This is a genomic window from Terrabacter tumescens (assembly GCF_014646815.1).
Taxonomy (GTDB): domain Bacteria; phylum Actinomycetota; class Actinomycetes; order Actinomycetales; family Dermatophilaceae; genus Terrabacter; species Terrabacter tumescens.
The window spans coordinates 434644-447014 of the sequence record NZ_BMNZ01000006.1; the positions used below are offsets into that span (position 1 = coordinate 434644).

Sequence of the window (12371 nt, forward strand, 5' to 3'; positions counted from 1 at the left end):
TCGGGCCGGCGGGTCACCCAGGGTGATGTCGCCCTCGCCCGAACCCGGCAGGCTCGGGTCGGGCACGCCAGGCAGGTCCTGCTCACCGGCGGGGCCGCCCGCGGGCGGGATCTCCGACGGTCCGGGCCCACCGGGAAGGTGCGGGTCGACCGGAGCCGGGTCGACGGGGTCGACCGGGGTCGACGGCTCGCCCGGGCCGGGAGCGGGCTCCGGCGTCGGGACCGGCTCGGGGGTGGGCACCGGCTGGGGCGTCGGGGTTGGGGTGGGCTCCGGCGTGGCCGGGGGCTGCGGGGTGCCCGGCGGTGTGGGGGTGGCCGGCGGCTCCGGGGCCGACGGCGGCAGGGTGGCGTCGGCGTCGGGCGGCAGGCCGAGGGTCTCCTTGAGCTTGTCGCTGCCCTGGTCGAGCTGGTCGGCGTACGTGCCACCGGTGCGCTCGTTGAGGAGCTCCTCGGCCTTGTCGAGCCCCTGCTGGGCCTGCTCGGGATGGCCCTTGACGAAGTCCTTGGCCTTCTGGATCCAGTCGCTCACTGCGTGTGCCTCCACGGTCCGACCTGCTCAGGGCGCCGTCCGGCTCGCGGCAGCCCACCCTGACGTGGCGACGACGCCGCCACGGGCCCGACGCTACGCCTCTGGCAGACTGCTCATGTGCTTGCGACCCTCCCGACTGCGACGACCGAACAGACCGTCTTCTCGGTGACGAACCTCGTCATCCTCATCGTCGTCGCCGCCGTGTTCTACCCGCTCCAGAAGAAGCTGCGCGAGACGGTGTCCCGCCGCCGCCGTCAGCGCTGGGAAGAGGAGGAGCGGGACGCCCAGCGCGGGCAGGGCGAGCAGCAGCGCGAGCAGGGTGACGGCCCGCCGGCGCCTGACGACCTCGCCTGACGACCTCGCCTGACGACCTCGCCTGACGCCTTCGGCCGAGGCGTCAGTCGGACTGGTGCAGCTGGCGCGCCGCCTCGGCGATCGAGCCGGAGAGCGACGGGTAGACCGTGATGGTGCTCGACACCTGGTCGACGCTGAGCCGGTTCTGCACGGCGAGCGCCACGGGGTAGATCAGCTCTGACGCCTTGGGCGCGACGACGACACCGCCGAGGACCGTGCCGTAGCCCTTGCGGCAGAAGAGCTTGACGAAGCCGTCGGTGATGCCCTGCATCTTGGCGCGCGGGTTGCGCGCCAGCGGCAGCATGACCGACTCGACGTCGGGCGACTCGTCGGCGGCGTTCTGGCTGATGCCGACGGTGGCGATCTCGGGCTCGGTGAAGACGTTGGCGGCGACCCCGCGCACGTTGAGAGGCGACACGGCGTCGCCGAGCGCGTGCCACATGGCGATGCGCCCCTGCATCGCGGCCACGGACGCGAGCGGCAGCACCCCGGTGCAGTCCCCGGCGGCGTAGACGCCACCGACGGTGGTGCGCGAGACCCGGTCGACCTGGATGTGGCCCGAGGGGCTCAGCTCGACGCCGGCCTCCTCGAGACCCAGGCCCGCCGTGTTGGGCACGGAGCCGACGGCGAGCAGGGCGTGCGAGCCCTCGACGGTGCGGCCGTCGACGAGCGTCACGACGACGCCGTCCGCGGTGCGCTCGACGGAGGCCGCGCGGGACTTGCCCATGACCTCCATGCCGCGCTTGCGGAAGACGTCCTCGATGACGGTGGCGGCGTCGGCGTCCTCGCCGGGCAGCACCCGGTCGCGGGAGGAGACGAGCACGACCTGCGACCCCAGGCCGAGGTAGGCCTGCGCGAGCTCGGCGCCGGTGACGCCCGAGCCGATGACGATGATGCGCTCGGGCAGCTCGGCGAGGGAGTAGATCTGCTGCCAGGTGAGGATGCGCTCGCCGTCGGGTCGCATCGTGTCCATGATCCGCGGCGCGGCGCCGGTGGCGACGAGCACGACGTCGGCGGGGAGCTCCTGCGTGGTGCCGTCGGCGAGCTCGGCGACGACGCGCTCCCGGCCGGCGATGCGGGCCGTGCCGCGCAGCACGGTGACCCCCACCTGCTCGAGGCTGCCCTGGATGTCGGCGCTCTGGGCCGCGGCGAGCTCGAGGATGCGGCCGTTGACGGTGTGCGCCTGGGCGACGGCGTCGGACACCTCGTCGCCGTCGTCGTCCTGCAGGCGGACCCCGAGGTGCGACGCCGTCTGGAAGTCGGACATGTAGTCGGCGGTGGCGATGAGGGCCTTGCTCGGCACGCAGTCCGTGAGCACGGCGGCGCCTCCGAGCCCGTCCTTCTCGACGACGGTGACCTCGGCGCCGAGCTGGGCGGCGACGAGGGCTGCCTCGTAGCCCCCGGGCCCGCCGCCGATGATGACAACGGTCGTCTCGCGCGTGATCACGAGGTCCATCCAACCATCCCCCGCGCGGGCGACCGCCGCGCCCCGAGGGCCACCGGGGATCGGTGCCCGAGTCGCGGCGACCTCGCTAGAGTCCTGACCGTGACCCGTTCCCACCGTGATCTCAGCGACCCCTCCACCGACCCCTTCGACGTCGCCGCCGACGCCGCCGCCGTCATCGCCGAGCGCACCGGCGTCGACCACCACGACGTCGCGCTCGTGCTCGGCTCCGGGTGGGGCCAGACCGCCGACCTCATCGGGGAGACGCTCGCCACCATCGACAACGCCGACGTCCCCGGCTTCCACGCCGCGGCAGTCGCGGGCCACTCGGGCAGCATGCGCTCGGTCGCGATCGGCGACACCGGGCGCCGCGCCCTCGTCTTCGGCACGCGCACGCACTTCTACGAGGGGCGCGGCGTGCGGGCCGTCGTCCACGGCGTCCGCACGGCCAAGGCCGCCGGCTGCGCGACCGTGGTGCTGACCAACGGCTGCGGCGGCCTCAACCCGGCGTGGACCCCCGGCACCCCGGTCCTCATCCGCGACCACATCAACCTCACGGCGCACTCCCCCATCGAGGGCGCCAACTTCGTCGACCTCACCGACCTCTACACGCCGCGCCTGCGCGACATCGCGCGCGAGGTCGACCCCGACCTCGACGAGGGCGTGTACGTCCAGTTCCGCGGGCCGCACTACGAGACGCCGGCCGAGGTGCAGATGGCCAAGGTCATCGGCGGCGACCTCGTCGGGATGTCGACGAGCCTCGAGGCCATCGCGGCACGCCAGACCGGGCTCGACGTCCTCGGCATCTCCCTCGTGACCAACCTCGCGGCGGGCATCTCCGACCAGCCGCTCAGCCACGCCGAGGTGCTCGAGGCGGGCCAGGCCGCCGCCGAGCGCTGCGGGCGTCTCCTCGCCGCCGTCGTGGGTCGCCTCTGATGACCGCCGTCGGCACCACCGAGACGTTGTATGCCGCCGCGCGGGCCTGGCGTGACGACGACCCCGACCCGACGACGCGGGCCGAGCTCGACGCCGTCCTCGACCGCGCGGTCTCCGGTGACGGGGCGGCGGCCGCCGACCTCGCCGACCGCATGTCGGGGCTGCTCGAGTTCGGCACGGCCGGTCTCCGCGGAGCCCTGGGGGCCGGCCCCAACCGGATGAACCGCAGCGTCGTCATCCGTGCGGCAGCCGGCCTCACGGCATACCTCAAGGACGAGGGCGACGCGGGCGAGCACCCGACGGTCGTCATCGGCTACGACGCGCGCTACAACTCCGACGTCTTCGCGCGGGACACCGCCGCGGTCGTCGTGGCTGCCGGCGGCCGGGCGCTGCTGCTCCCCCAGCCGCTGCCGACCCCCGTCCTCGCGTTCGCGATCCGCCACCTCGGGGCCGACGCGGGCGTCATGGTCACCGCGAGCCACAACCCGCCCCAGGACAACGGCTACAAGGTCTACCTCGGCGACGGCAGCCAGATCGTGCCGCCCGCCGACGCCCAGATCGCCGCGCACATCGGCCGCGTCGAGCGGGTGGCCGACGTGCCCCGCGCCGCCGACGGCTGGGAGACGCTGGACGACAACCTGCTCGAGCGCTACGTCGACGCCGTCGTCACCGTCGTCGACCCCACCTCGCCGCGGGACCTGCGCACCGTCCACACGAGCCTGCACGGCGTCGGGCACGCCACGGTCCACACCGCCTTCGTCCAGGCCGGCTTCCCGGCCCCCGTCGTCGTCGACGAGCAGGCCGTGCCAGACCCCGACTTCCCCACCGTCGCCTTCCCCAACCCGGAGGAGAAGGGCGCGATCGACCTCGCGCTCGCCCGCGCCCGGGCCGTCGGGTGCGACCTCGTCATCGCCAACGACCCCGACGCCGACCGGTGCGCGGCCGCCGTGCTCGACCCCGCCCTCGGGGACTGGCGCATGCTGCGCGGCGACGAGGTCGGCGCGCTGCTCGGAGCCCACATCGTGCGCCGCGGGGTCTCGCGCCGCGACGTCTTCGCCAACTCGATCGTGTCCTCGCGCCTGCTCGCCTCGATCGCCAAGGCGGCCGGGGTGCGCCACGAGGAGACCCTGACCGGCTTCAAGTGGATCTCGCGCGTCGACCGGCTGCGCTACGGCTACGAGGAGGCGCTCGGCTACTGCGTGGCCCCGCAGCTCGTGCGCGACAAGGACGGTGTGAGCGCGGCCCTGCTGCTCGCCGAGCTCGCCGCCACGCTCAAGGCCGAGGGGCGCACGCTCACCGACCTGCTCGACGACCTCGCCGTCGAGCACGGGGTGCACGCGACCGACTCGTTCTCGGTGCGAGTGTCCGACCTCGCCCAGATCGAGCCCCTCATGGGGCGCCTGCGGGCCGAGCCGCCGTCGACGGTGGCCGGGATCGACGTCTCGCGCGTCGACGACCTCGGCAAGGGCGACGGCGGCCTGCCCCCGACCGAGGGGCTGCGGTACCACCTCGCGGACCGGTCCCGGGTCATCGTGCGCCCGAGCGGCACCGAGCCCAAGGTCAAGGTCTACCTCGAGGTCATCGAGCCGGTGGCGAGTGCGGCCGCCCTCGCCGAGTCACGCGCGGTCGCCGAGACCCGGCTGTCGCGGATCCGCGCCGAGTTCGAGCGCCTGACCTCGCTCTGACCGCTGTCGTACGCGTGCGCCCGGCCGGGCGCCTGCGTGCGGCCTGCGGGTGGAGAGTGCGAGCGGAGCCTGGGTGCGGAGCCGGGGTGCGGGCCGGCGCGACGGGCACGCCCGGGCCGTGACGGGCACGGTCAGACGACGAACGTCCCGATGACGAAGAAGGCGACCGCGGCCAGCAGCAGCCCGACGGACAGCGGGTCCCAGGTCTGGTGCGCGATGCGCGGGGTGCGACCGTCCTTGCGCTTGCGGTCCGAGGCCATCCGCTCCTCGACCTCGGCGGCGACCACCTGGGCCTCCACCTTCGACTTCGTCGGCGCCTCGATCGTGGCCTTGCCGCGGACCTTGTTGGCCCCGACGCCCAGCATCCCGCGGCCGTACCTCGGCCGACCCGGGTCCGCCGGGACGCCCCACGCGGTGTAGCGGCGGCCGTCGACGACGAGCTCGAGGGCCCAGCGTGAGCGCACCTCGGAGATGGACGGCCACGTGACGTCGACCACCCTCAGCGGGTTGACGAGGCGGATCCCCTCGGTGTGGATCACGACGCAGGGGCGCACGACGAAGAGCCACAGCAGCACGAGTCCGAGCACCACCGTCGAGATGAGCGCCCAGCTGCGCGGAGCCGTGAGCAGGCCCGGCACGAGCAACGCCGCACCGGCGAGGGCGCCGACGACCCCCACGGCGATCGAGGACCCGGGCCGCAGGGTGCGTGCGTCGCGCAGCCCCTCCTCGACGTGGGGCCGACCGTCGGGTCGGCCGTCAGTGCGACCGTCGGGGCGACCGTCAGTGCGACCGTCGGGGCGACCGTCGGGGCGACCGTCGGGGCGACCGTCGGGGCCGGCGAACGGCGACTCGGCGGGCGGCTGGGGTGCATCGGAGCTCACCGTCAGACTCTCTCACGCGTCACGACCCGTCTCATCAGGTGGATAGACTCCCGTGGTGACAGTTAGCACCACGACGCGCACCGCGCAGGACCTCACCGCGCAGGCGCGGGACGTCCTCGGGGTGTCGCGCCTGACGAACCATGCCCTCACCTCCTGGCTCCACGGCCTGCCGGGGGTCGACCAGGTCGGCTGCGAGGGGCGTGCGGCCGCGCTCGGCACCCGCTCGGTCAAGACGACCAGCAAGGCCTGGGCCATCGACACCGCCATCGGGATGATCGACCTGACGACCCTCGAGGGCTCCGACACCGTCGGCAAGGTCCGGTCGCTGTGCGCCAAGGCGCTCGTGCCCGACCCCCTCGACCCGACGACCCCGCGCCCCGCCGCGATCTGCGTCTACGGCGACATGGTCGCGACCGCCAAGGCCGCCCTCGGCGACAGCGGCATCCACGTCGCCGCCGTCGCGACGGCCTTCCCGTCGGGCCGGGCCAGCATGGCGGTCAAGCTCGCCGACACGCGCGACGCCGTCGAGGCCGGCGCGGACGAGATCGACATGGTCATCGACCGTGGCGCGTTCCTCTCGGGCGACTACCTCACGGTCTTCAACCAGATCGCCGAGGTCAAGCAGGCCTGCGGCACGGCGCACCTCAAGGTCATCATGGAGACGGGCGAGCTCGTCACCTACGACAACGTCCGCCGCGCCTCCTACCTCTCGATGCTCGCCGGTGGCGACTTCATCAAGACCTCCACCGGCAAGGTCCAGCCTGCGGCGACGCTGCCCGTCACCCTGATCATGCTCGAGGCGGTACGCGACTGGCGCGACCTCACCGGCATCCAGGTCGGCGTCAAGCCGGCCGGTGGCATCAAGACCACCAAGGACGCCATCAAGTACCTCGTCATGGTCAGCGAGGTCGCCGGCGACGACTGGCTCTCGCCCGAGTGGTTCCGCTTCGGCGCGTCCAGCCTGCTCAACGACCTCCTCCTGCAGCGCCAGAAGCTCACGACCGGTGCCTACTCCGGCGCCGACTACGTGACCATCGACTGACCGCCGCTCCCACGACAGCGCCTCACACGACTGCGCCCACGAAAGACACCTTATGCCGAAGTTCGAGTACGCCCCAGCGCCCGAGTCGCGCGCCATCGTCACGATCGAGAAGTCCTACGGCCTCTTCATCGATGGCGCGTTCACGCGCCCCAAGGCGACCTTCCCCACGATCAACCCCGCCGACGAGACGGTCCTCGCCGAGGTGAGCCAGGCCGGCCCCAAGGACGTCGACAAGGCCGTCGCCGCAGCCCGCCGCGCCTACGAGGGCGTCTGGGGCCGCATGAGCGGCGCGGAGCGGGGCAAGTACCTCTTCCGCATCGCCCGCATCCTGCAGGAGCGGGCCCGCGAGTTCGCCGTGCTCGAGACGCTCGACAACGGCAAGCCGATCAAGGAGACCCGCGACGTCGACGTGCCCGTCGCCGCGGCGCACTTCTTCTACCACGCGGGCTGGGCCGACAAGCTGGAGTATGCCGGCCTGTCCGCCTCCGGGGCCGACGTGCCCCGCCCGCACGGCGTGGTCGGGCAGGTCATCCCGTGGAACTTCCCGCTGCTCATGCTCGCGTGGAAGATCGCCCCCGCCCTCGCGACCGGCAACACCGTCGTGCTCAAGCCGGCCGAGACGACGCCGCTCTCGGCGCTGCTCTTCGCCGAGGTCTGCCAGCAGGCCGACCTGCCCGCCGGTGTCGTCAACATCATCACCGGTGACGGCCGCACGGGTCAGGCGCTCGTCGAGCACCCGGACGTCGACAAGATCGCCTTCACCGGCTCGACCGACGTCGGCAAGGCCATCGCGCGCTCGATCGCCGGCACCGCCAAGAAGGCGACGCTCGAGCTCGGCGGCAAGGCCGCCAACATCGTCTTCGACGACGCCCCCATCGACCAGGCGGTCGAGGGGATCATCAGCGGCATCTTCTTCAACCAGGGCCAGGTGTGCTGCGCCGGCTCGCGCCTGCTCGTCCAGGAAAACGTCCACGACCAGGTCGTCGCCAAGCTGAAGCGCCGCCTGGAGACCCTGCGCGTCGGCGACCCGATGGACAAGAACAGCGACCTCGGCGCCATCAACAGCAAGGCGCAGCTCGACCGGATCACCGCGCTCGTCGAGGCCGGCGTCGCCGAGGGCGCCGAGCGCTGGAGCCCGGAGTGCACGCTGCCGGCCAAGGGGTACTGGTTCCCGCCGACCGTGCTCACCGGCGTCTCGCAGACGCACCGCGTCGCGACCGAGGAGATCTTCGGGCCGGTGCTGTCCGTCCTGACCTTCCGCACGCCGCAGGAGGCGGTCGCCAAGGCCAACAACACGGCATACGGCCTCTCGGCGGGGGTCTGGACCGAGAAGGGCTCGCGCATCCTCTGGATGGCCGACCAGCTGCGGGCCGGCGTCGTCTGGGCCAACACGTTCAACCGCTTCGACCCGACGTCGCCGTTCGGTGGCTACAAGGAGTCCGGCTACGGCCGCGAGGGCGGGCGCCACGGCCTCGAGGCCTACGTCACCACTGCACCTTCCACCCTGACGGGAACCGCCCGATGAGCCGCCTCGACGTGCGCAAGACCTACAAGCTCTACATCGGCGGCAAGTTCCCGCGCAGCGAGTCGGGCCGGTCCTACGAGGTCGTCTCGGCCACGGGCGAGTTCCTCGCCAACGCCGCGATGGGCTCGCGCAAGGACGTCCGCGACGCCGTGGTCGCCGCCCGTGGCGCCCTGGCCGGCTGGTCGGGCACGACCGCCTACAACCGCGGCCAGGTGCTCTACCGCGTCGCCGAGGTGCTTGAGGGCCGTCGCGCGCAGTTCGCCCTCGAGGTCGCCTCGAGCGAAGGGCTGTCGGCGCGTGCGGCCAACGCCGTCGTCGACGCCGCGATCGACCGGGTCGTCTGGTACGCCGGGTGGACCGACAAGATCGCGCAGGTGCTCGGCAACCTGAACCCGGTCGCCGGCCCGTTCTTCAACGTCTCGGCTCCCGAGCCGACCGGCGTCGTGGGCATCCTTGCGCCGCAGTCCTCCTCGCTGCTGGGCCTCGTCTCCGTGATCGCTCCCGTGATCGCGTCGGGCAACACCGCCGTCGTCGTCACGTCGGCCTCCCGCCCGCTGCCCGCCGTGACGCTGAGCGAGGTGCTCGCCACCTCCGACGTGCCCGGTGGGGTCGTCAACATCATCACGGCGCAGACCGCGGAGGTCGCGACGTGGCTGGCCGCGCACCGTGACGTCAACGCCATCGACCTGACCGGCGTGGCCGGGGCCGACGGCGTCGACTGGGCCGCCCTCGAGGCCGAGGCGGCCGGCAACCTCAAGCGGGTGCACCGCCCGACGCTCCTCGACGGCGTCCCCGTCGAGCCCGACTGGACCGCCGACCCGGGGCTGACCCGCATCCGCGCGTTCGTCGAGACGAAGACCGTCTGGCACCCCAAGGGTCTCTGAGCTCGTGGGAACGGGCGACGTGGCCTCCCCCGGGGTTCCTGACTGGGCCAATGAGGGGGCCCGTCAGGAGGCGGCTGCCGACGGCGGCCCCGGCCGGCGTCGCGTCATCCTTCTCACCGGGCCGAGCGGCGCGGGCAAGAGCCGGCTCTCGGCCCGGTTGGGTGCTACCCACGGGTGGCCCGTCGTGCGGCTCGACGACTTCTACCGCGAGGCGAGCGACCCGCGGCTGCCGAGGTCCCCGCTGGGAATCCCGGACTGGGACCACGCCGACTCGTGGGACGCCGAGTCCGCCGTGACGGCGCTCCGGCAGCTCGTCGACGAGGGACGGGTCGAGGTGCCGGTCTACGACATCGGGTCCTCGGCGGTGACCGGGCGTCACGTGCTCGAGGCTCGGACCACCGACTTCGTCATCGCCGAGGGGCTCTTCGCCGGACGGCTCGTCGACCCGCTGCTGGGCGAGGAGCTGCTCGCCGAGGCGCTGTGCGTGCGCCAGAACCGGTCGCTGACCGCGATGCGCCGCTTCGTGCGCGACCTGTCCGAGCGACGCAAGCCGCCGCACATCCTCCTGCGCCGCGGGTTCGCCCTGTGGCGCGACGAGCCGCACGTCGTGGCCCAGGCCGAGGCGCACGGGGCACGGTGCCTGCACCCCCGCCAGGCCGAGGCCGAGCTCGGCGCGCTGCTCCAGGCGGGTGCCGGAGCCTGATGAGACTCATCGGCCTGCTCGGCGGCATGAGCTGGGAGTCGAGTGCGGAGTACTACCGCCTCGCCAACCAGCTGGTGCGCGAGCAGGTGGGCGGGCTCGCCTCGGCCCGCCTGCTGCTGCACTCCGTCGACTTCGCCGAGGTCGAGCGCCTGCAGGCCGAGGACCGCTGGGACGAGGCGGGTGAGCTGCTGGCCGCCGCGGCGAGCGGGCTCGAGGCCGCCGGGGCCGAGCTGCTCCTGCTCTGCACCAACACCATGCACAAGGTGGCTCCGGCCGTCGAGGCCGCGGTCTCGATCCCGCTCCTGCACATCGGCGACGTGACGGCCGCCGCCGTGCGCGCCGCGGGGATCGGCCGCGTGGGACTGCTCGCCACCGCCTACACGATGGAGCAGCCCTTCCTGCGCGAGCGGCTCGCCGGGCACGGGCTGACCGTGATCGTCCCCGGCGCCGAGGACCGGGCCCTCGTGCACCGGGTCATCTACGACGAGCTGTGCCGCGGCGTCGTCACGGAGGAGTCCCGGCACTCCTTCCGGCAGGTCATCGGTCGCCTGGTCGCTGGCGGCGCCGAGGGCGTCATTCTCGGCTGCACCGAGATCGAGCTGCTCGTCGACCAGTCCGACTCGGTCGTGCCCGTCTTCCCGACGACCCGGCTGCACGTCGAGGCGGGCGTGGCCGCGGCCCTCGACCGCCCCTGACTCCCCTGGCGACTCCTGACTGCCCCCGCTCAGGGAACGGCCGGTGCGACGTGACCGAGGTCGGCGTAGCCGGGCTTGATGATGCCGTCGATGATCTCGAGTCGTTCGTCGAAGGGGATGAACGCCGACTTCATGGCGTTGATCGTGACCCAGCGCAGGTCGTCGAGGGTCCAGCCCGCCTCGTCCCGCAGCAGGGCCGCCTCCTTGCTCATCGACGTGTCGCTCATGAGGCGGTTGTCGGTGTTGAGCGTGACGCGGAACCGCAGGCGGCGCAGCAGCGTGATCGGGTGGAGGGCGATGGACGGGGCCGCCGAGGTCTGCAGGTTGCTGCTCGGGCACATCTCGAGCGGGATGCGCTTGTCGCGTACGTAGGCGGCGAGACGGCCCAGGCGCACGCGGTCCAGATCGAGCGCCGTGAGAGCGTCCGCGTCGCCCTTGTTGCCCTCGACCCAGTCGGCGAAGGGCGAGCCGTCGATGGTGATGTCGTCGACGATCCGCACGCCGTGACCGAGGCGGTCGGCGCCGCACCACTGGATCGCCTCCCAGATGGAGGGCAGGCCGAAGGCCTCCCCCGCGTGGATGGTGAAGTGGAAGTTCTCGCGGCGGAGGTACTCGAACGCGTCGAGGTGTCGGGTGGGTGGATAGCCCGCCTCGGCTCCTGCGATGTCGAAGCCGGAGACCCCTTGGTCGCGGTAGCGGATCGCGAGCTCGGCGATCTCGGTGGACTTCGCAGCGTGCCGCATCGCGGTGAGCAGCGCCGTCACGCGGATCGGGTGGCCGGCGGCGGCCGCCTTGGCTTCGCCGTCGCGCAGGCCGGCGTTGACGGCCTCCACGACGCCCTCGAGCGTCAACCCACGGCTCAGGTGCTGCTCCGGGGCGTAGCGGCTCTCGGCGTAGACGACACCGTCGGCGGCGAGGTCCTGGGCGCACTCGCTGGCGACGCGGAACAGGCCGTCGCGGGTCTGCATGACGGCGAGGGTGTGGTTGAAGGTCTCGAGGTACCGCGGCAGGGAGCCGGAGTCAGCGCTGTCGCGGAACCACGTGCGCAGGCGCTCGGCGTCGGTCTCGGGCAGACCGTCGTAGCCCACGTCGGCGGCGAGGTCGATGATCGTCTGCGGACGCAGGCCACCGTCGAGGTGGTCGTGGAGCAGCACCTTGGGCCCCTGGCGCACCTGCTGGTCGCTCATGGGCTCGGCGCTCACTCCGAGGCTCCCTCGGTGGTCTCATCCTCACGGTTCACCGTGTCCGGGCTGAAGGCCGGCAGGCAGACGGCGACGTACTCGGCGCCCTCCGGTCCGCACGAGTAGCGGATGCGCTCTCCCCCACGGGTGACGACGGACTGACCGGCTGCCACCTCGAGCGTGCCGCCGTCGTGCTCGACGAGCACGGTCCCGGCGAGCACGAGGGTGATCTCGTCGAACTCCGGCGTCTGGAACGGCTCGGACCAGCCGGCCGGCGCGACCATGCGGGCGACGGAGACGGAGGTCTGCAGACCTGCGTCCGGGCTGTTGACGGCACCGACGTGCTCGTCGATGACCTTGCCACCGGGCACGGGAATTCTGGTCGGGGATGCAATGAGCTCAGGCACGACGCCAACTCTAGTCCCACCCGGAATTGGGTGTGGGTATGCGACAACCCCGCCAACGGTGTTGGCGGGGTTGTCGTGAATGGTTGTCCGGCTGCGTCCTACTCTC

13 protein-coding genes are annotated in these 12371 nt (G+C 72.7%); 8 read left to right on the forward strand and 5 right to left on the reverse strand.

Features of this window, described 5'->3' with window-relative positions:
- On the reverse strand, positions 1–528 hold a 528-nt coding region (locus tag IEY30_RS22140), incomplete at its 3' end, for an antitoxin (RefSeq protein WP_188960163.1).
- A gap of 117 nt (positions 529–645) precedes the next feature.
- Between IEY30_RS22140 and IEY30_RS17270 the strand changes: the two genes are divergently transcribed.
- Positions 646–882 carry a hypothetical protein gene (locus IEY30_RS17270; RefSeq protein WP_030203186.1) on the forward strand — a complete coding sequence of 79 codons (237 nt, stop codon included), beginning with the start codon at positions 646–648 and terminating at the stop codon, positions 880–882.
- Positions 883–925: 43 nt separating this feature from the next.
- On the opposite strand, the gene IEY30_RS17275 is transcribed toward IEY30_RS17270, so the two are convergent.
- Positions 926–2338: an NAD(P)H-quinone dehydrogenase gene (locus IEY30_RS17275; protein ID WP_030203191.1), complete on the reverse strand. Its 1413-nt coding sequence runs from the start codon at positions 2336–2338 to the stop codon at positions 926–928.
- A 90-nt stretch (positions 2339–2428) separates the two neighbouring features.
- Between IEY30_RS17275 and IEY30_RS17280 the strand changes: the two genes are divergently transcribed.
- Both IEY30_RS17280 and IEY30_RS17285 read left to right on the forward strand, forming a co-directional pair.
- The gene (locus IEY30_RS17280) at positions 2429–3262 is read left to right on the forward strand and encodes a purine-nucleoside phosphorylase (RefSeq protein WP_030203192.1); all 834 of its coding nucleotides are present in this window, start codon (positions 2429–2431) and stop codon (positions 3260–3262) included.
- On the forward strand, positions 3262–4947 hold the full coding sequence (locus IEY30_RS17285; protein ID WP_030203194.1) for a phospho-sugar mutase: 1686 nt from the start codon (positions 3262–3264) through the stop codon (positions 4945–4947). The genes IEY30_RS17280 and IEY30_RS17285 overlap by 1 nt, the downstream gene beginning before the upstream one ends.
- A 131-nt stretch (positions 4948–5078) precedes the next feature.
- On the opposite strand, the gene IEY30_RS17290 is transcribed toward IEY30_RS17285, so the two are convergent.
- Complete coding sequence (locus IEY30_RS17290) at positions 5079–5828, reverse strand: PH domain-containing protein (RefSeq protein WP_229675063.1); 750 nt, start codon at positions 5826–5828, stop codon at positions 5079–5081.
- A gap of 55 nt (positions 5829–5883) precedes the next feature.
- Between IEY30_RS17290 and deoC the strand changes: the two genes are divergently transcribed.
- The 5 genes from deoC to IEY30_RS17315 are packed head-to-tail and all read left to right on the forward strand — an operon-like array spanning position 5884 to position 10677.
- Positions 5884–6870, forward strand: coding sequence for a deoxyribose-phosphate aldolase (deoC, locus tag IEY30_RS17295; RefSeq protein ID WP_081920665.1), 987 nt, complete (start codon positions 5884–5886; stop codon positions 6868–6870).
- A gap of 52 nt (positions 6871–6922) precedes the next feature.
- Entirely contained in the window at positions 6923–8395 is a 1473-nt protein-coding gene (locus IEY30_RS17300) for an aldehyde dehydrogenase family protein (protein WP_188960164.1), read from the forward strand.
- Positions 8392–9279 carry an aldehyde dehydrogenase family protein gene (locus tag IEY30_RS17305; protein ID WP_030203203.1) on the forward strand — a complete coding sequence of 296 codons (888 nt, stop codon included), beginning with the start codon at positions 8392–8394 and terminating at the stop codon, positions 9277–9279. Before IEY30_RS17300 ends, IEY30_RS17305 begins: the two co-directional genes overlap by 4 nt.
- Positions 9280–9283: 4 nt before the next feature.
- Positions 9284–9982, forward strand: a complete 699-nt coding sequence (locus IEY30_RS17310; protein ID WP_229675064.1) for a uridine kinase family protein — start codon at positions 9284–9286, stop codon at positions 9980–9982.
- Positions 9982–10677 carry an aspartate/glutamate racemase family protein gene (locus IEY30_RS17315; RefSeq protein WP_030203209.1) on the forward strand — a complete coding sequence of 232 codons (696 nt, stop codon included), beginning with the start codon at positions 9982–9984 and terminating at the stop codon, positions 10675–10677. Before IEY30_RS17310 ends, IEY30_RS17315 begins: the two co-directional genes overlap by 1 nt.
- 29 nt (positions 10678–10706) lie before the next feature.
- Here IEY30_RS17315 and IEY30_RS17320 read toward each other — a convergent pair whose 3' ends face one another.
- A complete protein-coding gene (locus IEY30_RS17320; protein ID WP_030203212.1) occupies positions 10707–11864 on the reverse strand; it encodes an adenosine deaminase in 1158 nt (385 codons plus the stop codon).
- Positions 11865–11875: 11 nt separating this feature from the next.
- Positions 11876–12265, reverse strand: coding sequence for a cupin domain-containing protein (locus tag IEY30_RS17325; protein WP_030203217.1), 390 nt, complete (start codon positions 12263–12265; stop codon positions 11876–11878).
- Positions 12266–12371: the final 106 nt, after the last annotated feature.

What these genes read in the sequence shown, in the direction of transcription:
- IEY30_RS17275 (WP_030203191.1), bottom strand. Translation starts at nt 2,338, where the DNA reads ATGGACCTCGTGATCACGCGCGAGACGACCGTTGTCATCATCGGCGGC.
- IEY30_RS17285 (WP_030203194.1), top strand. Translation starts at nt 3,262, where the DNA reads ATGACCGCCGTCGGCACCACCGAGACGTTGTATGCCGCCGCGCGGGCC.
- IEY30_RS17300 (WP_188960164.1), top strand. Translation starts at nt 6,923, where the DNA reads ATGCCGAAGTTCGAGTACGCCCCAGCGCCCGAGTCGCGCGCCATCGTC.
- IEY30_RS17305 (WP_030203203.1), top strand. Translation starts at nt 8,392, where the DNA reads ATGAGCCGCCTCGACGTGCGCAAGACCTACAAGCTCTACATCGGCGGC.
- IEY30_RS17315 (WP_030203209.1), top strand. Translation starts at nt 9,982, where the DNA reads ATGAGACTCATCGGCCTGCTCGGCGGCATGAGCTGGGAGTCGAGTGCG.
- IEY30_RS17320 (WP_030203212.1), bottom strand. Translation starts at nt 11,864, where the DNA reads ATGAGCGACCAGCAGGTGCGCCAGGGGCCCAAGGTGCTGCTCCACGAC.